The 25,325-nt window shown below is 67.7% G+C and carries 27 protein-coding genes; 7 read left to right on the top strand and 20 right to left on the bottom strand.

Features of this window, described 5'->3' with window-relative positions:
• Positions 1–7: 7 nt before the first annotated feature.
• On the top strand, positions 8–1,675 hold the full coding sequence (locus Q0Q48_RS21585) for a SulP family inorganic anion transporter (protein WP_295142417.1): 1,668 nt from the start codon (positions 8–10) through the stop codon (positions 1,673–1,675).
• Between the two features lie 8 nt (positions 1,676–1,683).
• Complete coding sequence (locus Q0Q48_RS21580) at positions 1,684–2,559, top strand: aldose 1-epimerase family protein (protein WP_295142413.1); 876 nt, start codon at positions 1,684–1,686, stop codon at positions 2,557–2,559.
• Positions 2,560–2,565: 6 nt separating this feature from the next.
• Here Q0Q48_RS21580 and Q0Q48_RS21575 read toward each other — a convergent pair whose 3' ends face one another.
• From Q0Q48_RS21575 to Q0Q48_RS21565, 3 genes are all read right to left on the bottom strand, one after another.
• The gene (locus Q0Q48_RS21575; RefSeq protein ID WP_295142409.1) at positions 2,566–3,816 is read right to left on the bottom strand and encodes a sterol desaturase family protein; all 1,251 of its coding nucleotides are present in this window, start codon (positions 3,814–3,816) and stop codon (positions 2,566–2,568) included.
• Positions 3,817–3,938: 122 nt separating this feature from the next.
• Positions 3,939–5,069: an AraC family transcriptional regulator gene (locus tag Q0Q48_RS21570; RefSeq protein WP_295142406.1), complete on the bottom strand. Its 1,131-nt coding sequence runs from the start codon at positions 5,067–5,069 to the stop codon at positions 3,939–3,941.
• A gap of 52 nt (positions 5,070–5,121) precedes the next feature.
• On the bottom strand, positions 5,122–5,964 hold the full coding sequence (locus tag Q0Q48_RS21565; protein WP_295142403.1) for a helix-turn-helix transcriptional regulator: 843 nt from the start codon (positions 5,962–5,964) through the stop codon (positions 5,122–5,124).
• Between the two features lie 112 nt (positions 5,965–6,076).
• Here Q0Q48_RS21565 and Q0Q48_RS21560 point away from each other — a divergent pair, with 112 nt between their 5' ends.
• Together Q0Q48_RS21560 and Q0Q48_RS21555 are read left to right on the top strand one after the other, a co-directional pair.
• Positions 6,077–6,496: a hypothetical protein gene (locus Q0Q48_RS21560; protein ID WP_295142401.1), complete on the top strand. Its 420-nt coding sequence runs from the start codon at positions 6,077–6,079 to the stop codon at positions 6,494–6,496.
• Between the two features lie 12 nt (positions 6,497–6,508).
• On the top strand, positions 6,509–6,904 hold the full coding sequence (locus tag Q0Q48_RS21555) for a PaaI family thioesterase (RefSeq protein ID WP_295142399.1): 396 nt from the start codon (positions 6,509–6,511) through the stop codon (positions 6,902–6,904).
• On the opposite strand, the gene Q0Q48_RS21550 is transcribed toward Q0Q48_RS21555, so the two are convergent.
• The 4 genes from Q0Q48_RS21550 to Q0Q48_RS21535 are packed head-to-tail and all read right to left on the bottom strand — an operon-like array spanning position 6,901 to position 9,063.
• Positions 6,901–7,590 (bottom strand): hypothetical protein, encoded by a 690-nt coding sequence (locus tag Q0Q48_RS21550; RefSeq protein WP_295142396.1) that lies wholly within the window; start codon positions 7,588–7,590, stop codon positions 6,901–6,903. The two genes, Q0Q48_RS21555 and Q0Q48_RS21550, sit on opposite strands and share 4 nt — an antisense overlap.
• Positions 7,591–7,608: 18 nt before the next feature.
• Positions 7,609–8,073: a glycine/sarcosine/betaine reductase selenoprotein B family protein gene (locus tag Q0Q48_RS21545; protein WP_295142393.1), complete on the bottom strand. Its 465-nt coding sequence runs from the start codon at positions 8,071–8,073 to the stop codon at positions 7,609–7,611.
• A 13-nt stretch (positions 8,074–8,086) separates the two neighbouring features.
• Complete coding sequence (locus tag Q0Q48_RS21540; RefSeq protein WP_295142473.1) at positions 8,087–8,416, bottom strand: DUF1330 domain-containing protein; 330 nt, start codon at positions 8,414–8,416, stop codon at positions 8,087–8,089.
• Positions 8,417–8,472: 56 nt separating this feature from the next.
• Positions 8,473–9,063 (bottom strand): TetR/AcrR family transcriptional regulator, encoded by a 591-nt coding sequence (locus Q0Q48_RS21535; protein WP_295142391.1) that lies wholly within the window; start codon positions 9,061–9,063, stop codon positions 8,473–8,475.
• A 78-nt stretch (positions 9,064–9,141) separates the two neighbouring features.
• On the opposite strand from Q0Q48_RS21535, the gene Q0Q48_RS21530 reads away from it, so the two are divergent.
• A complete protein-coding gene (locus Q0Q48_RS21530) occupies positions 9,142–10,062 on the top strand; it encodes a DMT family transporter (protein WP_295142390.1) in 921 nt (306 codons plus the stop codon).
• Positions 10,063–10,078: 16 nt separating this feature from the next.
• Here the strand turns inward: Q0Q48_RS21530 and Q0Q48_RS21525 are convergent, their stop codons facing one another.
• The 11 genes from Q0Q48_RS21525 to Q0Q48_RS21475 form a co-directional block, all read right to left on the bottom strand.
• On the bottom strand, positions 10,079–10,675 hold the full coding sequence (locus tag Q0Q48_RS21525; protein ID WP_295142388.1) for a hypothetical protein: 597 nt from the start codon (positions 10,673–10,675) through the stop codon (positions 10,079–10,081).
• Positions 10,668–13,109 carry a DNA topoisomerase (ATP-hydrolyzing) subunit B gene (gene gyrB / locus Q0Q48_RS21520; protein WP_295142386.1) on the bottom strand — a complete coding sequence of 814 codons (2,442 nt, stop codon included), beginning with the start codon at positions 13,107–13,109 and terminating at the stop codon, positions 10,668–10,670. The genes Q0Q48_RS21525 and gyrB overlap by 8 nt, the downstream gene beginning before the upstream one ends.
• 22 nt (positions 13,110–13,131) lie before the next feature.
• Positions 13,132–14,337 (bottom strand): DNA replication/repair protein RecF, encoded by a 1,206-nt coding sequence (gene recF, locus Q0Q48_RS21515; RefSeq protein WP_295142384.1) that lies wholly within the window; start codon positions 14,335–14,337, stop codon positions 13,132–13,134.
• A complete protein-coding gene (dnaN, locus tag Q0Q48_RS21510; protein ID WP_295142381.1) occupies positions 14,334–15,452 on the bottom strand; it encodes a DNA polymerase III subunit beta in 1,119 nt (372 codons plus the stop codon). The genes recF and dnaN overlap by 4 nt, the downstream gene beginning before the upstream one ends.
• A gap of 210 nt (positions 15,453–15,662) precedes the next feature.
• Entirely contained in the window at positions 15,663–17,072 is a 1,410-nt protein-coding gene (dnaA, locus tag Q0Q48_RS21505) for a chromosomal replication initiator protein DnaA (RefSeq protein WP_295142379.1), read from the bottom strand.
• 71 nt (positions 17,073–17,143) lie between these two features.
• Complete coding sequence (locus tag Q0Q48_RS21500; RefSeq protein WP_295142378.1) at positions 17,144–17,608, bottom strand: rhodanese-like domain-containing protein; 465 nt, start codon at positions 17,606–17,608, stop codon at positions 17,144–17,146.
• A gap of 591 nt (positions 17,609–18,199) precedes the next feature.
• Positions 18,200–18,463, bottom strand: a complete 264-nt coding sequence (gene rpsT / locus Q0Q48_RS21495; RefSeq protein WP_295142376.1) for a 30S ribosomal protein S20 — start codon at positions 18,461–18,463, stop codon at positions 18,200–18,202.
• Positions 18,464–18,538: 75 nt separating this feature from the next.
• Complete coding sequence (locus Q0Q48_RS21490; protein WP_295142373.1) at positions 18,539–19,321, bottom strand: enoyl-CoA hydratase; 783 nt, start codon at positions 19,319–19,321, stop codon at positions 18,539–18,541.
• Positions 19,322–19,347: 26 nt separating this feature from the next.
• A complete protein-coding gene (gene mutM, locus Q0Q48_RS21485) occupies positions 19,348–20,187 on the bottom strand; it encodes a bifunctional DNA-formamidopyrimidine glycosylase/DNA-(apurinic or apyrimidinic site) lyase (protein ID WP_295142370.1) in 840 nt (279 codons plus the stop codon).
• The gene (locus Q0Q48_RS21480; protein ID WP_295142367.1) at positions 20,180–20,878 is read right to left on the bottom strand and encodes a YggS family pyridoxal phosphate-dependent enzyme; all 699 of its coding nucleotides are present in this window, start codon (positions 20,876–20,878) and stop codon (positions 20,180–20,182) included. The genes mutM and Q0Q48_RS21480 overlap by 8 nt, the downstream gene beginning before the upstream one ends.
• Complete coding sequence (locus tag Q0Q48_RS21475; protein WP_295142365.1) at positions 20,875–22,230, bottom strand: tetratricopeptide repeat protein; 1,356 nt, start codon at positions 22,228–22,230, stop codon at positions 20,875–20,877. The genes Q0Q48_RS21480 and Q0Q48_RS21475 overlap by 4 nt, the downstream gene beginning before the upstream one ends.
• A 47-nt stretch (positions 22,231–22,277) precedes the next feature.
• Here Q0Q48_RS21475 and Q0Q48_RS21470 point away from each other — a divergent pair, with 47 nt between their 5' ends.
• Entirely contained in the window at positions 22,278–22,877 is a 600-nt protein-coding gene (locus Q0Q48_RS21470; protein ID WP_295142363.1) for a Smr/MutS family protein, read from the top strand.
• On the opposite strand, the gene ada is transcribed toward Q0Q48_RS21470, so the two are convergent.
• Positions 22,811–23,932 (bottom strand): bifunctional DNA-binding transcriptional regulator/O6-methylguanine-DNA methyltransferase Ada, encoded by a 1,122-nt coding sequence (gene ada / locus Q0Q48_RS21465; RefSeq protein WP_295142360.1) that lies wholly within the window; start codon positions 23,930–23,932, stop codon positions 22,811–22,813. The two genes, Q0Q48_RS21470 and ada, sit on opposite strands and share 67 nt — an antisense overlap.
• 60 nt (positions 23,933–23,992) lie before the next feature.
• Positions 23,993–24,229, bottom strand: coding sequence for a DUF1127 domain-containing protein (locus Q0Q48_RS21460; protein WP_295142357.1), 237 nt, complete (start codon positions 24,227–24,229; stop codon positions 23,993–23,995).
• A gap of 141 nt (positions 24,230–24,370) precedes the next feature.
• Between Q0Q48_RS21460 and gcvA the strand changes: the two genes are divergently transcribed.
• Positions 24,371–25,294, top strand: coding sequence for a transcriptional regulator GcvA (gene gcvA, locus Q0Q48_RS21455; protein WP_295142354.1), 924 nt, complete (start codon positions 24,371–24,373; stop codon positions 25,292–25,294).
• Positions 25,295–25,325 lie beyond the last annotated feature (31 nt).

Genomic DNA, 25,325 nt, shown 5'->3' with positions numbered 1-25,325 from the left:
TTGTATTATGTCTGTCGGTAGCCCCTCTGCCTCGACCTTCCTGACGAGATTCGACGGCCCCTTCGTTCCCAAGCTCGTCTCGGTGTTGCGCGAGGGCTACGGCTTGGCCTCGCTGCGCGCCGATGCCATCGCAGGCCTCACGGTGGCGATCGTGGCGCTGCCGCTCTCGATGGCCATCGCCATCGCCTCGGGCACGACGCCGGAGCGCGGCCTGTTCACGGCGATCGTCGGCGGCTTCCTGATCTCGGCACTGGGCGGCAGCCGGTTCCAGGTCGGCGGCCCCGCCGGCGCCTTCATCGTGCTGGTCGCCGCAACGGTCGCGCGCCACGGGATCGAAGGCATGCTGCTGGCCACCCTGATGGCCGGCGTCTTCCTGGTGGCGGCCGGGGCGCTCCGGCTCGGCACCTTCGTCAAGTTCATCCCCTATCCGGTCACCGTGGGTTTCACGACGGGCATCGCCGTCATCATCTTCGCCAGCCAGATCAAGGACCTGTTCGGTCTCACCCTGCAGGGCAAGGAGCCGGGTGAGTTCGCCGCCAAGCTCGAAGCGCTCGCGGGCGCGGCCGGCACCCTGAACGCGGCAGCCGTCGCCCTGGCATTCTCGACGATCGGTATCATCGTCGGACTCAAGAAGCTGCGGCCGCACTGGCCGGGCATGTTGGTCGCGGTTGTTGTCACCTCGCTCGCGACCGTCATTCTTGGCCTGCCGATCGAGACGATCGGCAGCCGTTTCGGCGGCATTCCCTCGATGCTGCCCGCGCCCAGCCTGCCCGACATGTCGCTGGAGAAGATCCTGGCCGTGCTGCCGGACGCGCTCTCCTTCGCGCTGCTGGGCGCCATCGAGTCGCTGCTGTCGGCGGTGGTGGCCGACGGCATGACGGGCCGGCGCCACCGTTCGAACTGCGAGCTGGTGGCCCAGGGCGTGGCCAACATCGCATCGGCGCTGTTCGGCGGGATCTGCGCCACCGGCACGATCGCCCGCACCGCCACCAACGTGCGTGCCGGCGCGCGCGGACCGGTCGCCGGCATGCTCCACTCGGCTTTTCTGCTGGGCTTCATGCTGTTGGCCGCGCCGTTGGCGGCCTTTATCCCGCTGGCGGCCCTGGCCGGCGTGCTGGCAGTCGTCGCCTGGAACATGGCGGAGAAGCATGAGTTCGTGACCCTGCTGCGCTCCTCGCGCGGCGACGCGGTCGTCCTGGTGTCGACTTTCCTCCTCACCGTGTTCCGCGACCTGATGGAAGGGATCGTGGTCGGCACGGCGCTCGGCGTCATCCTGCTCGTCCAGCGCCTGACCGCGACGGCGGGCATCGTCGCGCAGCCGGCCCGCGCGCCCTTCGCCGCCGATCTCGTGACCGACCCCCAGGTGATCGTCTACCGGCTGTCCGGCGCCTTCTTCTTCGGTACGGCCTCGACCGTGGGCGCCGTGCTCGACAACATCGCCGACCAGCACAAGGCCTTCGTCATCGACTTCAGCGCCGTGCCCTTCGTCGATTCGACGGCGGCAAACGTCATTGCGGGCGCCGGCCGCAAGTCGGCGCGGCATGGCGTACGGGTCTACGTCACGGGCGCCACGCCGTCGGTGCGCCACGCGCTGCTGAGGGCTGGCGCCGGGCGGCCCCAGGTCCGCTACCTGCCCTCCATCGACGATGCCGTTCGCGAAGCGCATCTGTTGTAGGATGGCCCATGGCCTCCCCTGTCTCGAATTCTACCGTCTCGATCTCCACCGCGGCGCTCAGCGCCGAGATTTCCGCCACCGGCGCCGAACTCGTACGTCTGCAGGATGGCGCTGGTGCCGATCTCCTCTGGGACGGCAATCCTGCCGTCTGGAACGGCCGCTCCCCGCTCCTCTTTCCCATCGTCGGCGAAGTGACCGGCAACAGGCTCAATGTGGCCGGCAAGGAATACGAAATCGGGCGTCACGGCTTCGCCCGGACCTCGACTTTCGCGCTGGTCCGGTCCGATGCCGCGTCCTGCACCTGGCGGCTCGAGTCGAGTGAGGCGACGCGGCGCCAGTATCCCTTCGAGTTCCGGCTGGACGTCACCTACCGGATCGAAGGCGCCACCCTGCACATGGAGGCCGAGGTCACGAACCTCGGCGCCGTGGTCATGCAGGCATCGTTCGGCTTCCATCCGGCGCTGCGCTGGCCGCTGCCCTACGGCAAGCCGCGCGCGACCCACGAGATCGTGTTCGACAAGAATGAGCCCGCACCGATCCGCCGGCCGATCGACGGACTGCTGAGCGCCGCGCAGTTCCCGACGCCGGTGCAAGACCGTCACCTCCTGTTGCACGACGGCCTGTTCGAGGAGGGCGCGCTGGTCTTCGACACGCTGGCCAGCCGCAGTGTCCTCTATGGCGAGGCGCTCCGCGTCGACTTCCCGCGCATGCCGCATCTCGGCATCTGGACCAAGCCTGGCGCCGGTTATGTCTGCATCGAACCGTGGCATGGCCATGCCAGCCCCGAGGGTTTCGACGGTGAGCTGGCCGACAAGCCCGGCATCGTGCCGATCGCACCGGGCGCCACCGAGACCTTCGCGATGTCGATCACCCTCGAGCGCTGACCCGCGTCAACGCAGCGCGGCGGCCAGCGCTCCCGCGCTGCGCCACACCTGTTTCTGGCAGATGAACAGGACGCAGCCTTCGATCGTCAGCGTGTCGGCGGTCGGCCGACGCACCGTCGCGCGATAGGTCTGACCGTCCTCGGGATTGTAGATGCGGCCCTCCCAGCCGCCGCCCGCGGTGCGCGCGAGCCCCGACAGGATCGACAGGCCGACGAGCGGCCGCGACCGCAGGGAGGGGTCGGAATTCCGGTCGTCTCCGCGCGGCCGGCCCTTGTCGTCGACGTTGTCCCACAGCCATCGGATCGTACCGCACAGGTCCGGCGCCCCGCCGCAGGGCGCGATCTCGACGATGGCCGACGCGCCGGGCGTCACCCAACGGCCGACTGGGCCTTCCTGGGCATGGACCGGGTCGACGCCAAGGAGAATGCCTCCGGCCACGACGCAGGTGATCGCCCGTGCAATGGCGCGGCCGGGCGCGGTGGCGGCCGAGGCCGGCGAGACGGTTGCCTCGAACTTCCGCCGGTAGTCGGGATGCTCGGTGCCCATCAGCTTGTCCCACCAGCGGAAGTAGAGGCCGTAATTGTAGCGTCCGGCTTCGTGATGCAGATCGTGATGCGTCGTCGTGTTGTTCCAGCCCAGCCAGCGGCCGGGGCCGAAGGCGGCGGAATGCACCTCGGCACCGGCATGCCCCATGACGTTGCGCAGGATCTGCACGATGCCGAAGGCCAGCAGGCCGATTCCGTGCATCGGCACCACGAGGAGGAAGAGCGGGACGAAGGCGCCGTGCACGATGGCCTCGGGGATGGCGAAGGAATAGGCGGCCCACGGTGTCGGCGTGCGCGACAGATGATGCGTGCGATGGAACAGCGCGAACAGGCGCCTGTGGTGCATGGCGCGGTGGGCCCAGTAGAAGTAGGTGTCGTGGACCACCAGCAGCAGGGCGAGCGACAGGACGAGGTAGAGCGGTCCGGCCTGGCGGAAGTCCTTGTAGATCGTGATCCAGCCCTGATGGTCGCCCACTGCCACCACGGCGCCCAGCAATGAGAAGATGAAGGCCGTGCGTAGCGACGCCAGCAATTCGCGCCGCCTCTGGCCCTGGGCGGGATCGCGGGGCTGCAGCTTGCGGCGGGCCAGCCCGGCTCGCCAGAACAGCGCGAGGATCGTGGCCATCAGCGTGGCGGCCACGAGGTAGCGGCCAGTGTCCATGGCCCAGACGGTGGGCCAGGCAGACAGGTAGACGTGCCAGAGTTCGTTCATCGACCGCCCCTCCATCGGGCGTGCCCAATGCCTAGGAGGAGGTGGCGGAAGGATCGCGCCGAAGCCGAAAATCGGCGATCCGCGGCGAAAAACGGCTCGCCGATTCCGGAATCGGCGGGAGATCAGGAGCCGTTGCGGCCTTCGGCGGCCTTTCGGTACTCGGTCGGAGTCATGCCGGTATCTGCCTTGAAGGCCCGGTTGAAGGGACCGAGCGACTGGAAACCCGAATCGAGCGCGATGGTCAGGATCGGGACGGTGGCCTGGCCGGGATCGGCCAGGGCCTGCTTGGCATCGGCCAGGCGGTGGCGGTTCAGGTACTCGTTGAAGTTCCGGTAGCCCAGCCCGCGATTGATGGCGCGCCTCAGCCGGTACTCGGGCAGGCCGAGCCGGCCGGCCAGGACGCCTATGGTGAGACCCTCCTGACGGTAAAGCCTGTCGACCGACATCAGTCGTTCGAGTGTGGCGAGCAGGACCGGGTCAGCGGGCTCGTCCCCTGGCGCCGCCTCTGCGATGGGCGGGCGAGAGGGCGGGGTGCCGGGCGCGGGGGCTTCGACCATCGGTCCGACCGCCGCCGGACCCAGGACGGAATCGAGGTCGGCCTGCAGGAGCAGCAGGGCGACGATGGCCGCGATCGCGGCCAAGGCGCCCGAGTTGAGAAGGTGGAAGCTCATCGGGACCTGGTCGGGTCCGATGACCAGTTCGGCGGTGACGGTGACGGCGATGTGGAGGGCGACGGCGATCAGGATGAACAGCCGCAAGCGCCGCCGGCCTTCGACCAGATCGCTGCCCCAGCCCCGTACAGTCTGAGCCAGCGCCAGCAACGCCAACAGGATCACCGCACCGCGCACGAGCACACCCACCAGCCAGTGCGAGGTGAAGCCCGCACCGAGGAGATGGGCCAGCGGCCAGACGACCAGGCCCAGCCAGACCAGCGAGTGCCAGGGCTTCAACCGGAAGGAATCGTCGAACATCGCCTGGGCGAACAGCCAGAAGACGGCGGCATTGCCGGTGCAGAGCATCAGGACGGGGGCGAACCAGAGCGGCGGATCATGGGGCCCGGGCGACGAGCAGATCACGTAGGCGGCGGCTCCCACGGCGAGCAGGGCGCCGAGCCAGGCGGCGGGCCGGCCCTGGGCCCGTCGCAGCGTTGCGGCCGCGACGATCAGGAGCAGCGCAATGCCCGCGCCGCGCAGGGCGATGTCGAGTGTAACGAGGATGCCAGGGCCGCCCATGGTCGGCGACGTGATTAGCACTTTGCCGCGGTCACGCCATCAGCCGTCGGGCGCTCCTGGCCGCTCGGCCCCGTCAGCCCTTCGCCGCGAGGCTCCTGAACAGCGCGTCACTGCGGTCGTCGGCCGGGAAGAAACTCTCGACGCGGACTTCCTGCAGGGTGATGTCCTGCGGGGTCCCTAAAGTGGCGATGGTGGTGAAGACCGACAGTGCCTTGCCGCCCACCAGATAGTCGACCGTCAGCACCGGCGCCGGCCGCTCCTCGAAGCGCAGCTTGCGGAACGAGGCGGGCACGTCGGGATAGGCCATGATCTCCTCGATGAAGGCGAGCGCCCGGGGCTCGCCGCCAGCCGCCAGGATTTCGGCATATGTCGTCGACACGAGATAGCGCGCGACTTCCTCCCAGTTGGAGATCTTCGAGCGCAGGGCCTTCGGGTCGAGGATCCAGCGCAGCAGGTTGGGACCCTTGCCGGGCGGCGGTGCCGGCGGCATGCCCTCGAACAGGAAGACGGTGAAGGCGTTGGCCGCCTCGTTGGCCAGCAGCAGGTTCCATAGCCGGTCGATCACGACGGCAGGGTAGGGCTCCTGCTGCTTCAGCATGAAATCGATCGCCTGGCGCACCGGCGCGAGTTCGGGCGCGGCGAGATTGCTCTCGCGATAGGCTGGCGCGAATCCAGCGGCCAGCAGCATCTCGTTGCGCTGGCGCAGCGGCACGTCGAGCGCGGTCGAGAGCTGGACCACCATCTCGCGGCTGGGGCGCGCACGTCCCGATTCGAGGAAGCTGACATGGCGTTGCGAGACGCCGGACTGCAGCGCCAGCGAGAGCTGGCTGGCGCCGCGGCGCCGGCGCCAGGCGCGCAGCATGGGACCGAACGTGTCGACCGGAGCCGTGGGGGCGGAAGCGGGGTGGGTGCTCATGATGGAGCGAAACCTAGCACTGGCCCTCGGGTCCGCCGATTACCTCCTGCGTAATTGAGGGACCGGTGGGGGAATGCGATCTCCCGATCGTCCGCAACCAAAGGAGGACGACATGACTGCTTCATCCGATCGCCTGCTCCGCCGCACCCTGTGGGGCAACGCCGCCTTCTCCGTACTCTCCGGCGCGATGCTCGTGGCCTTCGCCGCGCCCTTCGCTCGCTTCGCTGCTCATGCTCCGGTGTCCGTCGCCGGCCTCGATCTCGCCATCCTGTTCGAGTTGCTGGGCGTGGGTGTCGTGGCCTTCGGCGGTCTCTGCGCCTGGGTCGCCTCGCGGGGCGAACTGCCGCGCGGCCTCGCCCGCTTCATCTTCGCCGCCGATATCGCCTGGGTGGCGGCCAGCGCGCTGGTGCTCGCGCTGCCGGCCTCGTGGACCACGGCCGGTATCGCGGGCATCGTCGTGGTCGCGCTGATCGTGGCCGACTTCGTGATCCTGGAATATCTCGGCCTGCGCCGGCTCCATACCGCTGTTTAGAGGGGAACGACCATGGACAAGCTCCAGCACCTGAACGCCATCAAGCTGCCCTTCGCCGAGGTGCTGGGGCTCAGGTTCACGGAAGCGAGCGAGACCGGGGTGAAGGCCGAGATGGTCGTGCGCCCCGAGCTCTGTACGCGGCCCGCCATCCTGCACGGCGGCGCGGTGATGGCCTTCGCCGACACGCTGGGCGCCGCCGCCACCGTGCTCAACCTGCCCGAGGGCAAGGGCACCACGACAATCGAGAGCAAGACCAACTTCGTGGGCCCGGCCCCGGTCGGCGCCACGGTGATCGGCGAGACCACGCCGGTCCATCGCGGCCGCCGCACCATGGTCTGGACCACCCGGATCACCACCGCCGACGGCAAGCTCGTGGCGGTGGTGACGCAGACGCAGATGGTTCTCTAGGTTTTCGTCAGCCGGTGGCGCTCGGTCGCCGGAATCAGGGTGAGGTTTCCCAGAATCCTGTGCTGCGGGTCGGCGCTGGCGGCCAGCCTGGGCTGCAGATCGAGCAGCGCCTTGCCGAACAGGGTCTCGTCCCACAGCCACGCCTTGCGTTTCTTCGATGTGCCGGGATCGGGAAAGGCCGAGGCGGCCTCCAGATAGTAGGCGCGGAGATCGTCGACCGCTTCCTTGAGCGCCTGGGCCGACGGCAGGTCGCCGGCCAGCGCTGCTGACAGAAGGGCACCGGCCGCCGGCATGTCGAGGCCGGAGACCCCCACGGTGGTGCGGCCTGTCCGGGCGACGCTCTGATCGTGCCAGGTCGCCAGACGATCGATCTCCGCCGCAAGCGTGTCGGTTGCCTGGGGCGCCAGGTTGATCGGGCAGGCCCAACCGGTGAAGTCGACTTCTTCGGTGGCCTCTTCGGGGTAGTCGACGATCAGCGGCCCATCGCTGCGCTCCAGCAGCTCCGCCGTCGCGCGCAGCACGCGCCGCTGGAAGCCGGGATCGTCGGGGATGCCGAGCGGACGTCCGAGTTCGAACGTGACCCAGAGCGCACGCGGTGGGCGGATCGTTTCGGTGTGCTCACGCACCAGGCTGATGCTGGCGGTTGGAATGCCCTGACGCTCGAGATAGTGGCCGAGCGCGCCCACGGCGCGCGTGCAGGCGGGTCAAACGGGAACGAGCAGGGCCGCGTCGACGGCATCCTGCTTCAGCAGGCCGGCCAGATGCTGGGCATGTGGTTCGGCTGCATCCGGCGGAAACGCGCCCATGAACGAATAGTGCATCGACGCCATCGAGCCCACGATGCCCTGTTCGACCAGCTCGCGCAGCCGGTCGATCGGAAAGGCGACATTGTGGTCCTGCTGGAAGCCGGTGCGGTCGAAGTTCACCGAGATGTGGCTCATGACCAGGTCGCGCGCCGGGGTCTCGGCCGGAATGACGCGATAGCTGCCGTCGCCGGGGCGGAATGGCCGGTCGCCGCGTCGATGCAGGCCCGCGGTCGAGATCAGTGCGATGCGGCGCTGGCTGAGCGGCTTGCCACGCAGCGCCGGCGTGTCGTCGAAGGTCGGGCACTCGATGCGCCGGAGGTGGTGGGCTTCGACCTCGGGCATCTCGCTGAGACGTTTCACCATGGCCCCGGACTCCTCATGTGAATTTCCGATAGGTCTCGCGCGTGGCGACGATGGCGTGGTCGGCGCAGCCGTTCTCACGTTCGACGTTGGCTGCCGCGTATTCGGGCGAGTTCATCATGGCAAGGAATGCCGCGCGCGAGGGATAGCGGACCAGCGCCACGTAGTCCCAGCGATGCCGGTCGGGTTCGCCCAGTGCCACCGCTTCGGCATCGCCCGTCCAGATGATCGTGCCGCCCTGCGCCTTGATCAGTTTTATGGTGAGTGCGCTGTAACGCAGGTAGGCGTCCCATCCGCTGCCGTTGCCGTCCAGCGAGCATTCGCGGAAACGCATCAGGTTCAGCATGACCACGGGAGCGTCGTCCGGCAGCGTGCTCAGGGCGGCATCGTTCAGATGGTCGATCAATGCGGCCTCCCCAGAAGGTCGAGCGCCGGCTGGACCACCGCTTCCAGCGTGCGCCGGCGGGCGCCGGTGCGCGCCAGGACCCGCATGCCCATCAGTACGCCCAGCAGGTGGATGGACAGGACCTCGGCATCGGTGCCGCGCGGCGTCTCGCCGGCCGCGATCGCCGCCTCGACGTTGCGCCGGAAGAACGCGCGGATCTCCTCGAGGTAGCCGGTAACCGCGCGGCCCAGTTCTGCGTCGTGCGGCGCGACGTCGAGCGCGGAATTCACCAGCAGGCAGCCCTTGCAGTCGCGATCCTTCAGCGAACGGTCGATCACCTCCGCCAGGAAGGCGCGGATCGCCTCGCGGGGACGATGAGCGGCTTCGAGCCGCGCGATGCGCTCTCGCGTCGAACGGTTGGCGTAGCGTTCCAGGACGCGCGCGAACAGGGCGCGCTTGCCGCCGAAGGCATTGTACAGGCTGGCGCCGCCGATCCCCATCTCGCGCGCGAGGTCGCGCACCGACGTGGCCTCGTAGCCGCGACTCCAGAAACAGTCGACAGCGGCATCGAGCGCGCGGTCCTCGTCGAATTCCCTCAAGCGAGCCATCGCAGCATATGAGCGCGATTCTGGATCGATTGCACTAAAATTCGTGTGCCGCTGGCCCGCTCCGTGCTAGCGAAGGGCATGGCCGAGGGGACATTCGTGCGGATGACGCGCGACCACTGGGGCTTCCTGTGCGGCTCCATCATGGCCCTGGGGGCGTCGCTGTCGTTCGCCTCGGCACGCGCCGGCATCCTGGGCGGACTCGGCGCCGTCGACATGATCTTCGCCCGCTACATCGTGGCCGGCGCGATCATGTTTCCGCTGCTGCTGCGCTACGGCGTGCGCGACTTCGCGGGTATCGGCTTGCGGCGATCACTCATCCTGACCCTGCTGGGCGGCGCTCCCTTCGCGCTGCTGCAGACCGGCGGCTACGGCTTCGCGCCGCTCGCGCACGGCGCGGTGATCGCGCCGTCGACCGTCACCATCGTCAGCACGATCGGCGCCGCCCTGTTCCTGCGCGAGCGCCTCAGTCGCACTCATCTGGTCGGCGCCGCCATCGTGCTGACGGGCATCGTCCTGATCGGCTGGGACGGGCTTACCCAGCCATCGGGCGAACGGGCCTGGCTGGGCGATCTCCTGTTCTTCGGGTCGAGCGTACTGTGGGCGGGCTTCACCCTGCTGCTGCGGCACTGGCGCCTGCCGGCGCTGCCGGCGACGGCGGTCGTGGCCGTGCTGTCCTTCCTGCTGACCACGCCGGTCTATCTGGCGGTGATGGGCATTGCCCATCTGCAAGCACTGCCGCTCGGCATGCTGGCCTTCCAGGGACTGGTGCAGGGCGGCCTGCAGGGCGCCATCACCATGGTAGCCTACAGTCAGGCGGTGATTTTCCTCGGCGTCAGCCGGGCCGTGCTGTTCCCAGCCATCGTTCCGGCCCTGTCGGTGCTGGTCGGCATCCCGATCGTCGGTGAAATCCCCGGCATGTTGCAGATCACCGGACTCTGTCTCGTCACCCTGGGCCTGATGACGACGGTCGGCCTGTTCCGGCGACTGGGTCTCCGGTGAGCCCTCGCCGCGGGCGTCAGTGCATCAGGGCCGGCACGAAGGCCTGCAGCGCGGCATCGGCATCGGCCGCAGTCTGCTGGTGCGACTGCATCCAGTCGATGCGGATCTTGACGAAGTGGTCGCGAAAGCCGGTCAGCAGCAGCTTGCTGTAGACCCGCGAGTTCGCTTGGGTAAGGCCGCTATAAGCGAGGCAGCGGAAGGTCACCGTCCCATAAGTGCAGCTCGAGGGCACCGACGGTTTCTGGAAGCTCGTGTATCCGGCGTGCTTGAACTGTTGCTCGGCCGAGGCGACCTCGGCGTTGAACTGGGCGGTCACCGCCGGATTGTCGCTGCCGGCCGGCACCCGGCGGCCGAGATCGTAGACCTGGACGCTGATCGTCAGCCGCTTCGGCGTCGAATAGTAGTAGGCCATGCCCTGGCCGGGATTGTTGCCCGGAGGAGCGGCATAGTTGACCGAACGTTCGAACGTGGCGCCGCCCAGGCTCGACGGAAAGTTGAGCCTGGTGCCGGCGTTCGTCGCAGGCGTCGTCGACTGGGTCTGCGCCGATGCAGCGACGGGAGTCGCGCTTGCCAGAAGCACGGCGGCGACCAGGGCCTTTCCGATCCTAAACATCGAGGTTCGCCACCTTCAGCGCGTTTTCCTGGATAAAGTCGCGGCGCGGCTCGACCACGTCGCCCATAAGGGTCGAGAAAATCTCGTCGGCCTCGTCGGCATGGTTGATCCTGACCTGCAGCAAGGTGCGCGCCTCCGGATCGAGGGTGGTCTCCCAGAGCTGGTCGGGGTTCATCTCGCCCAGTCCCTTGTAGCGCTGGATCGTGACGCCCTTGCGGCCCGCCTCGAGGACGGCGGCGAACAGCTCGGTCGGCGAGGCGATCCTGGTCTCCTTGTCCTTCACCGCGAAGATGCCGGGCTTCTCGTAGACAGCCTGCAGCTCGTCCGCGAGCGCGTCGAGCTTGCGGGCTTCGGCACTGCGGGTCAGCGGGCCGTCGATCACGTGTCGCTCGGTGACGCCGCGCAGGCGGCGCACGAAGGCAAGCCCGCCGTCGGCGATCGGCTCGCCTGCCCAGCCCTTCTCCAGCAACGGGCTGACGACGTCGAGCCGCTTGGCGATGTAGTCGGCCGTCTGCTTGGCGAGTGTCGGATCGGCCAGCACGTCGGGCTTGAGGGCGCCCGCGATCGCCGCCTGCTCGATCACGGCCTGGCTGGTGACGCGCCGCGACAAGGCCAGCGGCTTCACGAGGTTGGTCACCGAGCGGGCAATGTCCACCGTGTTCCGCAGGTCTTCCTTGGCCAGAACGCTGCCACTGCCGAGCTGCAGGGTGGCGCCCTCGAGCCCGGTCTGGATCAGATGGTCGTCGAGCGCGCGCTCGTCCTTGAGGTATATCGCGGACTTGCCCTTGGCCGCTTTGAACAGCGGCGGCTGGGCGATGTAGAGGTAGCCGCGCTCGATCAGGTCGCGCATCTGGCGATAAAAGAACGTCATCAGGAGCGTGCGGATGTGGGAGCCGTCGACGTCGGCGTCCGTCATGATGATGATCTTGTGGTAGCGCAGCTTGTCGAGGTTGAAGTCGTCATGGCCGATGCCGGTGCCGAGCGCCGTGATCAGCGTGCCGATTTCCGCCGAGCCCAGCATCTTGTCGAAGCGCGCGCGTTCGACGTTCAGGATTTTTCCGCGCAACGGCAGGATGGCTTGATTCGCCCGGTTGCGGCCCTGCTTGGCCGAACCGCCGGCCGAATCGCCCTCGACGATGAACAGCTCGGAGAGCGCCGGATCGCGCTGCTGACAGTCGGCGAGCTTGCCGGGCAGCGAGGAGACGTCGAGCGCGCCTTTGCGGCGGGTGAGCTCGCGGGCCTTGCGGGCGGCCTCGCGCGCCGCCGCCGCCTCGACCACCTTGGTCAGGATCTTCTTCGTCTCGGCGGGATGCTCCTCGAACCACTGGCCGAGCTTGTCGCCTACCACCGACTCGACCACCGGGCGGACTTCCGACGAGACCAGCTTGTCCTTGGTCTGCGAGGAAAACTTGGGGTCGGGCACCTTGACCGAGAGCACGCAGGTCAGACCCTCGCGCATGTCGTCGCCGGTGAGGCCGACCTTCTCCTTCTTGGAGATGCCGCTCTCGTCGGCATACTTGTTCAGTGTGCGGGTCAGTGCGCCGCGGAAGCCCGCGAGATGGGTGCCGCCGTCACGCTGCGGGATGTTGTTGGTGAAGCACAGCATCGTCTCGTGATAGCTGTCGTTCCATTGCATCGCGACTTCGACGGCGATGCCGTCCTTCTCGCCGCGGATCGACACCGGCGGGTCGTGCAGTACGGATTTGTTGCGGTCGAGATACTTGGCGAAGGCCTCGACGCCGCCCTCGTAAAACAGTTCCGAGACCTTTCGCTCGGCGCCGCGCTCGTCGGTCAGCACGATCCGCACGCCGGAGTTAAGGAAGGCCAGCTCGCGCAGCCGGTGCTCGAGCGTCGAGAAGTCGAACTCGGTCTTCGTGAAGGTGCCCTTGGAAGGCAGGAACGTCACCTCGGTGCCCTTCTTGCCCTCGGGCGCGTCGCCGACCATCTGCAGGTCGCCCTCAGGCTCGCCGTGCCGGAAGCGCATGAAGTGTTCCTTGCCGTTGCGCCAGATGCGCAGGTCGAGATGCTCCGACAGGGCGTTCACCACCGCGGCGCCGACGCCGTGCAGTCCGCCCGAAACCTTGTAGGAATTCTGGTCGAACTTTCCGCCGGCATGGAGCTGCGTGAAGATGACGTTGGCCGCCGAGATTCCCTCTTCCTTGTGGATGTCGGTCGGGACGCCGCGGCCATTGTCGCACACGGTAACGGAGCCGTCGCCGTGCAGGACGACGTCGACCTTATCGCAATAGCCCGCCAGCGCCTCGTCGATCGCATTGTCGACGATCTCGTAGACCATGTGATGCAGGCCGGTGCCGTCGTCCGTGTCGCCGATATACATGCCCGGGCGCTTACGGACGGCATCGAGGCCGCGCAGCACCTTGATGGAATCGGCGCCGTAGTCCTCGGCGCCCGGCGTCATGTCGTTGTCGCTCATGGTCCTGGCTTTCGAAAAGGGTTCAGACGGCCGCGATCGACCCGTCGGTCACGCGCAGGATCTGCGCGCGGCCGCGGAGCGGCGCAAAGAGTTCGGCATCGGTGCCGGTCATCCAGCTCTGGACGCCGAGCGCGACCACCTCGTCGAACAGCGCCCGCCGGCGCTCTTCGTCGAGATGGGCCGCGATTTCGTCGAGCAGCAGCAACGGCGGCCGACCGCGCGACAGCGCCACCAGCCTCGCATGCGCCAGTGCGATCGAGACGAGGACCGCCTTCTGCTGGCCGGTCGACCCCTCGGCCGCCGGCAGGTCGAGATCGAGATGGCGCACCGCGAGATCGCTGCGGTGCGGCCCGCAGGACGTGGTGCCGGCCTCGGCGTCGCGCAAGCGGCTGGCCGCCAGTTCGTCGCGCAGCCGGTCTTCGACGTCGATCGCAGCCATGGTGGCAATCCAGCCGTCGACTTCGCCCGCCATGGCGAGCGAGGCGCGGGGGAAAGGTCCGACGCCGAGCCGTGCGGCGGCATCGAGGCGCTGCACCGTGTCGGCCCGTGCGGCGGCGAGCGCCACGCCGTGGCGGGCCATCGTGTCTTCCAGAGCCGAGAACCAGTGCGGGTCGCGGTTGCCCTCTCCGAGCAGCCGCGCGCGCTGGCGCTGCGCATTCTCGTAGGCCGCGACGTCGCCGGCGTGTTCGGGATGCAGTGCCGTCACCAGCCGGTCGAGAAAGCGCCGTCGCTCGGTCGCGCCGTCGAGGAACAGCCGGTCGAGCTGCGGCGTCAGCCACACGGCGGCGACGTGCCGACCCAGTGCGGTCTGGCTCTGCATCGTCCGGCCATCGATGCGCACGGCGCGGCGCGGCAGGCTGCTCTCGCTGCGCCCGGCTTCGAGGCCGGTGCCAATGGCCAGCCGGCCTTCGGGCGTGTCGAGTGTCGCAGCGGCGGCCCAGCCGGCGGCCGAAGGCTCGTCGCCGCGGGAGCGGCGGCAGACATCGTCGAGCCTGGCCCGCCGCAGGCCGCGGCCGGGCGCCAGGAAAGAGAGGGCCTCCAGCAGGTTGGTCTTGCCCGCGCCGTTGGCGCCGACCAGGACGACCGGCTCGTGGCCGCACTCGAGGCGGAGCTGGCGGTAGTTGCGGAAGTCAGTCAGGCGAAGCTGGCGCACGGCGAGGAGTGCCGGCGCAGCGCCCGATACGGCGTCGGAAGAGTAGGCGAGGTTGCTAATGGCCTGTGCGTTCATACCCGCATCGGCATGAGCACGTAGAGCGCGCTCTCGTCGGCACCGTCACGCACCAGGGTGGGCGAGCCGGCATCGGCCATCAGGAAGCGCGCCTCGCTGCCCGCGATCTGCTCGGTGATGTCCAGCAGGTAGCGCGAGTTGAAGCCGATCTCGAGCGCCGTGTCCTTGTACTCGACCTCGATCTCCTCGCTGGCGCTGCCCGCGTCCGGGCTGGTGGCCGAAAGCGTCACGATGCCCTTGCCGACCGCCAGCTTGATGGCGCGCGACTTCTCGGTCGAGATGGTCGAGACGCGGTCGACGGCGTGCGCGAATTCCTTGCACGGCACGTTCAGGACCTTGTCGTTGCCGGTCGGGATGACCCGCTCGTAGTCCGGGAAGGTGCCGTCGATCAGCTTGCTGACCAGGGTGACGTTGCCGCTGGAGAAGCGGATGCGGGTGTCGCTGAGCTCGACGTCGACCGAACCGTCGCCCTCGTCGAGCAGCTTGCGGACCTCGCCCACGGTCTTGCGCGGCACGATCACGCCCGGGATCTCGCCGGCGCCCTTGGGCAACGGCACCTCGACCCGGGCCAGGCGATGGCCGTCGGTCGCCACGCCGCGCAGCACCTGGGTGCCGGCCGCGGTCGCGGCATGGAAATAGATGCCGTTCAGGTAGTAGCGCGTCTCCTCGTTGGAGATTGCGAACCGGGTGCGGTCGATGATGCCCTTCAGGTCGGTCGCCGGGAGCTGGAACCGGTGCGGCAGGTCGCCTTCGGCCATGGCCGGGAAATCGGCCGGCGGCAGGCACTGCAGGGTGAAGCGTGAACGGCCGGCCCGGATCACCAGGCTGCTGTTGTCCGAGGCGGCTTCCAGCTCGACCTGGGCGCCGTCGGGCAGCTTGCGGACGATCTCGTACAGCGTGTGGGCCGGTGCCGTGGTCGACCCGGTCTTGGAGGCGCTGGCTTCCACCGATTCGGTGATGGCCAAGTCCATGTCGGTCGCGGCGAGGCTCAGCCGGCCCTTCTGGGCGGTGATCAGCACGTTCGACAGGATCGGGATGGTGTTCCGACGCTCGACGACACTCTGGACATGGGCGAGAGCCTTCAGAAGAGCCGCCCGTTCGATCGTCAATTTCATGTTTTGGTCGCCGTAGTCAGGGCCGGATTGGGTCTGGTTCATGGCCCGTTCCAAACGCGGCGCAGGGCGCCGGAGGAACGGTTGAAAAGTATATCACGCCGACTGTCCGCGGGAAGCAATTTCGCTGTTTCTAGAGGCATTTAGAGCCTTGGGTGCCATGCAAAACGGGCCCCTTGCGGGGCCCGTTTCACAGTCTGTCTCAGTGAATTTTCAGCCCTGCAGCTGCCGCTTCAGCAACTCGACGTCCTCGGCGATCGACAGGTCGGAAACCTTGAGTTCCTCGATCTTGCGCACTGCGTGCATGACCGTCGTGTGGTCGCGGTTGCCGAAACGCTTGCCGATCTGCGGCAGGCTGAGGGTCGTGAGCTGCTTGGCGAGGTACATCGCCACCTGGCGCGGCCGGGCGACCGAGCGGGCGCGCCGCGGCGAACTCATCTCGGCGAGCTTGATGTTGTAGTGGGCGGCGACCCGCTGCTGGATCTCGTCGACCGTGACCTTGCGGTCGGCCTGGCGCAGCAGGTCGTGCAGCACGTCCTGCGCCATCTCGACGGTGATCTCGCGGCCGATCAGCTGGCCGTGCGCAACGACGCGGTTCAGGGCACCCTCGAGCTCGCGGATGTTGGTGCTGATCTTGTGCGCGAGGAACTCGAGCACGTTGGCCGGCACCGGCACCCGGGCGTTCTCGGCCTTGGTCTGCAGGATCGACAGGCGCAGCTCGTAGGTCGACGAGTGGATGTCGGCCACGAGGCCGCTGCCCAGCCGCGAGCGCATGCGCTCCTCGATGTCCTGCAGCTCGCTCGGCGGCTTCTCCGAGGACAGGATGATCTGCTTGTTCTGCTCGACCAGCGAGTTGAACGTGAAGAAGAACTCGTCCTGGCTCGCTTCCTTGCCGCAGATGAACTGCACGTCGTCGACCATCAGCACGTCGACGTTGCGGAACAGCTCCTTGAACTGGCCGGTGTTCTTGGTGCGCAGGGCCTGGATGAACCGGTTCACGAAGCTCTCGGCCGTCAGGTAGAGGACGCGGGTCTTGGGGTCGCGCTCGCGGATGACATGCCAGATCGCGTGCATCAGGTGGGTCTTGCCGAGGCCGACTCCGCCGAAGATGTAGAGCGGATTGCGCTCCGGCAGCGGCATGTCCTGTTCGGAGATGTTGCGCGCCGCCGCATAGGCGAACTCGTTGGGCTTGCCGACCACGAAGTTGGCGAAAGTGTAGCGTGCCTCCGGAGCCTGCGAAATCTCGTCGGCGCCGCGGCCGATCGAGGGGCCCATGCGCGGCATCGGCGGCTGGTGATTCTGCGACGAGGGCACGGGCGGCATCGCGATGATCTCGTTCGGCCGGCGCGGCGCCGGCGGCGGCACGAGGTTCACCTCGACGTTCTTCACCTCGGCATTGACCGACTGCCAGTAGGCGAGCACGCGGTCGCCATAGTGACGGCCGACCCAGTCGCGCACGAAGCGCGTCGGCGCGTAAAGCCGCAGCTTGCCGGCCTTCAGCTCACCCAGTTCGACCTCGCCGAACCATGTCTTGAAGGCCTTGTCCCCAATCTCCTTGCGAAGCCGATCGCAGACGCGCACCCAATGTGCTTCGAGCTCCTTTCGGCCCGCCCCTTCTTCCATATCTGCCCCCGCAAAATTGTTGCTTTCAAATGCTGTGTTCTTATTGCCTTGGACCGGCGATTGAATTCGATTCACGTTTGTCTCCACGGAAGCCCCGCTGCCTTCCATCCCCTCGTCGCGCCGCGCTTGCCCTGCGCATCGAGGGGTCCTTCAAAGCCGTCTGCTACATTGAGACACGTACTGTATCCGGCCGCGGCCATGGCTTTCGCCGCCGCGACCGATCTCACCCCACTTCGACACAGAAAGAGCAGCGGGACCTCCTTGTCCGCCAGCGCCCCTGAAAGCGCGCCGACGAAATCCGGATTGACCTGCATGCTCGGGAAGACCTGCCACTCGACCAGGCCCGGCTTCTTGTCGAGGCCGGCAAGGTCGGGCACGCCCACATAGTTCCACTCGGCGCGCGTGCGCACGTCGATCAGGATCGCGTCCTTGAGTTCGCCGAGAATCTTCCAGGCAACCGCAGGAGTGACGTCGCCAGCGTAGCCGGCGGCGGGGGACACTTCGAATGTGTCTGCGATCTTGTTGTCTTTCGACATGGCCCCCGCTTTCATTCGTCGAAGCGAGGCGTTGTCTGGCGAGCCAGCGACGTCGGGCGACACACAACACGGCAAGAGGGAACGAGGGATGTTCAGCGAGCGTCGCTTATGGGACGCTTCATCTTCTTATCGATCGTCGAACTTGCGAAGCGTTGTGTACCTGTCTCCCTCGTTCGTCGTTGCGATGGAGAGGAATCCCCTCTTCTCCATCTGGCTCGCGATCCAAGCGCCCCACGCCCCGTCGCGATGTCGTGAGTCTTATCCAGACTCTCCGAAGCGCGCAAACGATTCACACCCCGAACACCACACGCTATTCAGCCACTTCGCGGCGTTGCTCGATTGACAAGTTGTTCGATTCAATTTTGCGCGCCATTCGTCGGGAGACGGCTCTCAACATGTAGCGCTCGCCGTTGCGCTTCGTTCGATAACTCCGAATCGTATGTCAGTCGGCCAATCGACGACCAAACGATCATTGGAGAAAAGCGCGAAGATTTTTTTCGCGAAAGAATCTCGGCATCGTCATCGCCACAAAAGAAAACGCCGCTCGAAGGAGCGGCGTTCACAAACCCTGAAGCAGGATATCGGTAAGCGTCAGGCCATCGCCTTGATGCGCGCCGAGAGGCGCGACACGCGGCGGGCGGCTGCGTTCTTGGTCACGATGCGCTTGGTGGCGCCGCGCTGGATCTCGGGCTGCGCCGCGCGCAGCGCGTCCTGGGCGGCCTTCTTGTCGCCGGACGCAATCGCCTCCTCGACCTTCTTCACCGAGCCGCGCACGCGGCTACGGCGCGCCGTATTCACGGCGGTGCGGCGCTCGGTCTGGCGGGCGCGCTTCTCGGCCGACTTGTGATTAGCCATAATAGTCCTCGTTGCTCGAAGGGCGCGCTTATACGGGCCGCATGGGGGCCGGTCAAGCGCGCCAAACCGGCCAAATCAGCGGTGTTTCCAGCCCGGCTTGCGCTTTTCGGCGAAGGCGGCCATGCCCTCGGACCGGTCGTCGAAGGCAAAAGTTGCGTGAAAGGTCCTGCGCTCGAAACGAACACCCTCCGAGAGGGTGGTTTCGAAGGCCCGATTGACCGCTTCCTTGGCGACCAGGGTGGCGGGCAGTGACATCCCTGCGATCTTCTCGGCCGTGGCGATGGCGTCGTCCATGAGCTGGGCCAGTGGGACCACCCGGCTGACCAGGCCGCAGCGCTCGGCTTCGGCCGCATCCATCATGCGCCCGGTCAGGACCATGTCCATCGCCTTCGACTTGCCGACGAAGCGCGGCAGGCGCTGCGTGCCGCCGGCACCGGGAATGGTCCCGAGCGTGATCTCGGGCTGGCCGAATTTGGCGTTGTCCGCAGCGATGATGAAGTCACACATCATGGCCATCTCGCAGCCGCCGCCCAGGGCGTACCCCGCCACCGCCGCGACGATGGGCTTGCGGACCTGGCTCACCTTCTCCCAGCCGACGGTGATGAAGTCCTGCAGGAAGACGTCCTGGTAGGTCTTCTCCTTCATCTCCTTGATGTCGGCACCGGCCGCGAACGCCTTGTCGCTTCCGGTGAGGACCATGCAACCGATGCCGGGATCGGCTTCGAACGCATCGAGCGCCTGGCCGAGCTCTCGCACCAGATCGGCGCAGAGGGCGTTCAGGGCCTTCGGGCGGTTCAGCCGGATGATGCCGACCCGGCCCCTGGTCTCAGTCTGGATGTTCTCGTATGCCGCAGTCATTCTTGTTCTCCTTGAGCGTGCCTTAACTAGCGCTGGCAGCGCGCGCAATAGAAGGTGGATCGCCCGGCCTGTACGAGCCGGCGCACCGTCTGGCCGCAGTCGCGGGTGGGGCAGGCGATGCCGGCCCGGTCATAGACGTTGAAACGCGTCTGGAAATAGCCGAGTTCACCGCCCGGCTGGACATGGTCGCGCAGGGTCGATCCGCCGTCCTGTATCGAACGCTTCAGCACGCGCTTGATCGCCTCGACGAGGCGGCCCGCCCGTTCCCCCTTCACGGTATGGGCGGAGCGGCGCGGCGAGATGCCGGCCAGGAAGAGCGCCTCGCACGCATAGATGTTGCCGACGCCCACCAGGGTCTTCTGGTCGAGCAACGCCGCCTTGATCGGCGTCTTGCGTCCGGCGAGGCGGGCCGCCAGCACATCTCCGGTAAAGGCGTCGTCCAGCGGTTCCGGTCCCAGGCTCTTGAAGTACTTGTGCGTGGCGACAGCCTCATTGGCCACCAGCACCATCAGGCCGAAGCGCCGCGCATCGTTGAAGCGGACCTGCCAGCCATCGTCCATGTCGAACACCACATGATCGTGCCGGTCCAGCGGATGGCTTGCCGCGGTTTCGGCATCGTGCAGGGTCATGCGGCCCGACATGCCGAGATGGACGATCAGGGTCTGGCCGTCATCCAGCCGGACCAGCAGGTACTTGGCGCGCCGGTCGATGCCGGTGACCGCTCGCCCCTCGACCCTGGTGGCGAACTTCGCCGGCAGGGGCACCCGCAGGTCTGCCCGGCGCTGCTGCAGTCGCACGATGCGCCGACCGACCAGGCGCGGCATCAGCCCGCGCCGGACGGTCTCGACCTCGGGCAGTTCAGGCATCGGCCTTCGGTTGGGGGGGCGACAGCGGCGGGCGGGAGCCGAACAGGGCGCTGCCGACGCGCACATGGGTGGCGCCCATGCGGACCGCCGTCTCGTAGTCGGCGCTCATGCCCATGCTGAGCCTGGCCAGACCGTTGCGCGCCGCCATCTTGGCCAGCAGCGCGAAATGCAGGGCCGGCTCCTCGTCGACCGGCGGGATGCACATCAGGCCGACGATCGGCAACTTGTACTGATCGCGGCAGAGGGCGACGAAGGCATCGACGTCCTTCGGGAGAATGCCTGCCTTCTGCGGCTCCTCGCCGGTGTTGACCTGGATGTAGCAGGCAGGCCGGCGGCCCAGCCGTTCCATCTCCTTGACCAGGGCGGCGGCGAGGCGCTCGCGGTCGACCGACTGTATGACGTCGAACAGGGCGACGGCATCGCGGGCCTTGTTGGTCTGCAGCGGACCGATCAGGTGCAGTTCGAGATCGGGCCAGGCGGCCTTCAGCTCCGGAAATTTGCCCTCGGCTTCCTGGACGCGGTTCTCGCCGAACACGCGATGGCCGACCTCCAGCAGTTCGCGGACCCGGTCGGCGCCATGGGTCTTCGAGACGGCGACCAGGGTGACGTCGGAAGGCGAACGACCCGATGCCCGCGCGGCTTCGGCGATGCGGCCCGTGACCTCGGCCAGACGATCGGCGCCGCTGCTCATGCGTCCAGGCCCGCGCGCGCGAGCAGGGCTTCCTCGTTGCTCGGGTCGGCGGCCAGGGCAGAGTCCAGCGTTTCCCGGGCCCGGTCGGATTCGCCCAGCGCGGCGAGGCATATTCCGTAGTGGACCAGAAGCCGCGTATCGTCCGGCAGCGCGCGCAACGCCTGCTCGTGGTGGGCCCGCGCTTCGGCCGCCCGCCCCAGCCCCATGAGGGCGCGCCCGTAATTGGTCTGCACGAACGGTTCCTCCGGTGAGACCTTCGCGGCCTTCTTCAGGATGCGCCGCGCATCGTCGAACCGCTTGAGACCGAGAAGCGCCAGCCCCTGGTTGTTCATCGCCCGGGCGTCCCCGGACACGACTTTCAGGTAGGGCTCCAGAATCCGGATGGCCTCCTCGAACCGCCCGGCCTGGACGTGCAGGTTGGAGAGCTGGAGGATCGTCTCCTGATCGAGAGGGTTGCGTTCCAGAACCTTCTCGAGGATGCCGACGGCCTGTTCCGGCTGGCCGGCTGCGGACCGCGCCAGCGCCAGGGTATTGTAGGCCTGGCCGAAGGCCGGATCGAGCTGCAGCGCCTTCTCGATCATCGGGATGGCGTCGCTCGGACGGCCGCTGAAATAGAGGACGTAGCCCAGCGTATGGCTCAACGTGGCGCTGGCCGGTGCCAGTTCGAGCGCCCGGCCGGCCTCGGCAATGGCTTCGTCGTAGTGGCCGAGGGCGGCCAGGGAGAGCGAACGGTCGCCCATGATCTGGCCGCGGCGCTCGGCATTGTCGCCGGCGTCTTCCAGCGCCATGTCGAAGATCTCGATCGCGGCCGAATGACGGCCCAGGCGATAGAGCGCATAGCCCAGCATGTTGCGCGCACGCGCCTGCAGGGGCTTCAGCGCCTCGGTCCCATGTTCATGGATGGCGCGATCGACGTTGGCCACGAACTCCGACAGTTCGCGTTCGGCGGCGGCGAAGCGGCCGGTGTCCATGTGCACGGAGGCCAGCGCCAGCCTTGCTTCGACATGACTGGGCGCCTGGCGGATCGTGTCGCGGAAGCGGCGCGCCGCCTCGTCGAGATTGCCGAGGCGACGGGAGGCGAGGCCGAGATTGTAGAGCAGCATCGGCTCGTTCGGATCCTTCGCCACGGCCTTGCGCCACAGACCCTCGGCTTCCTTCACGGCGCCGCGCTGCGACAGGCAGACGGCCAGATAGTGCAGGATGTCGGGGCGGTCGCCGTGCCGCACGCGCGCGCTCTTGAACAGCGGCTCGGCGCGGTCGTACCAGCCTGCACGCAGATACTGCAGGCCGCTCTGGAGGTCGGGATCGGGTTGTGGCTGGCCGGGGGGCCGGGAGGGGGGCGCGATGGCCATGCCGGGCTGTGTAGACCCGCCCCACGGCCAAGGCTAGACGAAATGGCATGGTGAAGGACGTCGAATTGTTCGCCGCGGCGATGGCCGACGTGAAGCCGCTCAAGCGAAAGCGGGCGGCCGCGGCGCGCGTTCCGGCGGTGGAAGCCGGGCCGGGGTCCGCGCGGGCGCCCGCGGCCAGATCCGTGAAGTCCAGGCCGACAGAGGCGCTTCTCCCGAAACCTCGCCCGCTGCCTGCCCGGCCGAGCGTTCCCGAGCTGTCGCCGGATGGCCGGCAGTTCGACCGCGACGTCTCGCGCGCCCTGTCGCGGCGCAAGCTGGCGCCGGAAGCGACCATCGACCTGCACGGCATGACCCTGGCCGCGGCCGAGCGGGCCGTGACGCGGTTCCTGGAACGAGTAACGGCGCAGGACATGCGTGTCGTGCTGGTCGTGACCGGCAAGGGGCTGCGCCGCGAAGGCGACCGCACGATCGACGGCCGCATCCGGGCAGAGTTCGTGGGCTGGCTGAACCGTGGCGACAATCGCGACCGGGTGCGGGCGGTCCGCGCCGCCCATGCCCATCATGGCGGTACGGGCGCCTTCTACCTGCTGCTGCGCCGGCGTTCCTCGGCCAGCAGCCGTTCCTTGCGCGCCACGCCCCAGCGATAGCCGGTCAGCGCGCCGCTCGATTCCACGGCGCGATGACACGGGATGACCACGGCGGCCTGGTTGGTGGCGCAGGCGCGTCCCACCGCGCGCGCCGCCTTGGGCTCGCCGATGCTGCGGGCGATCTCGCCATAGGTGCGGGTCTCGCCGGCCGGGATCTCGGTCAGCGCCTTCCACACCTTCCACTGGAAGGCGGTCCCCAGGATGTCGAGCGGCACGTCGGGCGCGTCGAGGGCCGAGGGCTTGCGGCCGTAGAGGCGCGACAGCACGCCTCTGACGCGCGGGCCGAGGACGTCGTCGTTGCGTTGGATCTCTGCGGCCGGGAAGTCCCGTTTCAGGTCTTTTTCGAGGGCGCGGTCGTCATCGCCCAGGAACACGGCGGCGATGCCCTTCTCGGTCGCTGCCACCAGCACCCGGCCATAGTCGGAGTCGACCGTGGTGTAGTCGATGTGCGCGCCGGCGCCGCCTTTGGCGTACGTCGCGGGCGTCATGCCCAGCGCCTTGTCGCTGCTCTCGTAGACGCGGCTCGGCGAGCCGTAGCCCGCGCCGTAGATCGCATCGGCCACGCTGGCGCCGCCGCGCAGGGCGCTGCGGAACCGCTCGCGCTTGCGCGCGACCAGCCAGTCGCGCGGCGCGACGCCCAGTTCGGCCAGGAAACGCTTGCCCAGGGCGCCGCTCGACAGGCCGACCTTGCGCGACACCTCGGCCAGCGAGGGCGGGCTGTCGGCATCGCCGGCGTCGAACAGCGCACAGGCGCGCGCCACCGGCCGGCTGAGGCCCGCCTCGGCCTGCCAGTCGCGCGGCTTGCATCGCTTGCACGCACGGAAACCCGCCGCTTCCGCCGCCTCGGGCGAGGCGTGGAAGTCGACGTTGCGCCGCAACGGCGGACGGGCCGCGCACGACGGCAGGCAATAGACCCCGGTCGTCCTGACCGAGAACCAGAAGCGGCCGTTGTAGGCCCGGTCGCGCCGCTGGACGGCGTCCCAGCAGCTCTCCGGTTCGGGAAGAAGGGAAGTGGCGAGGACCACGGCGGGAAAGGAAAGAGGATGTTGGGTCATGGCGCCATCAAAGCACCACGACCCGAACCTGCTCTATCCGGTGCCCGCCGGCAATTCCGGCTAGGACCAGAAAGGCTTGGTCGCCTCGAACCGGGCGGTTGCCCGGTCGATGCCGATATCCCGCAGCAGTCGTTCGTCCAGCTGGGCCAGCTGATGTCGCGAACGGGCGAGTTCGGCTCGGGTCATGGCTTTCTCGATCCCGACCGCGACCGTGCCCGCCAGCAGCGACATCACGCGGCCGAACGAGAAGGAAGGGGCATCCGCGCGGACCATCCGCACGTTGGATACGATCGACATGACTTAGCTCCGCTTGAGGCGATGAGGCCGGGAATCGGCAGTTGCGCCTCGTTTCTGGCCTGAATTTGCTGTATCCTGTGGATACTTGCAAAGGATGAAAGCTCGGGGGAGGCATAGAATTTCTATGAGCGTGTGTCCTAGATGAGCCGTTCGCAACTACCGCTCAACGCCTTGCGCGCCTTCGAGGCCGCTGCCCGTCACGCCAGTTTCACCCACGCCGCCGAAGAGCTTCACGTCACGCAGGCCGCCGTCAGCCACCAGGTGAAGGCGCTCGAGGAGAGGCTCGGCGTCGCCCTGTTCGTGCGCCGTCCGCGCGGGCTCGAGATCACCAGCGAAGGCGAGGCGCTGCTGCCGGATCTGCGCGATGCGTTCGACCGCATGACCAACGCGCTGGAGCGGGTCGGCCGCAAGGCCAACTCCGGCACGCTGAACGTCAGTCTCGTCACGACCTTTGCGCTGGGCTGGCTGGTGCCGCGCCTGCATCGCTTCCAGGCCAAGCATCCCGAGATCGAGGTTCGCATGACGACGAGCCAGAAGCGTGTCGACTTCGCGCGCGAGGATGTCGACTGCGCGATCAGGTTCACGGTGCAGCCGGAGCCCGAACTGCATGCAACGAGGCTGTTCAGCGACGTGCTGACGCCGCTCTGCGGCAAGCGCTACCATGACAAGCTGAAGACGCTCGACGACCTGAAGCGCGTGCCCTTCATCGATATGACACATGACCCTGAATGGCCGATCTGGCTGCGCGCCGTCGGCCTCGGCGACTTCAAGCCCAAGAGGGTTCTCACCTTCGACTCGACGATGATCGCGGTGGAAGCGGCGATGGAAGGCGCGGGTGTAGCGGTCGGTCCGCCACAACTGTTCCGAGAGGAGCTCTCGGAAGGCCGGCTGTTCCAGCCGTTCGAGCAGATTGTCGACAGCGGCAAGGCCTGGTGGTTCGTCTGCCCGCCGGCCTCGGTCAGCCGTCCCAAGACCAAGGCCTTCGAGGAATGGCTGGTCGAGGAGCTGGCCGCACCGCAGGCGCGGACCGTGCGTCCGGCCCTGGCGCCGACGGCCCGTCGCTGAGGCGCCCGCGAGAAATTCTAATGGCGGAAGG

The organism is uncultured Reyranella sp. (assembly GCF_945957355.1).
Classification (GTDB): domain Bacteria; phylum Pseudomonadota; class Alphaproteobacteria; order Reyranellales; family Reyranellaceae; genus Reyranella.
This window is presented reverse-complemented; position numbering and strand designations above follow the sequence as displayed.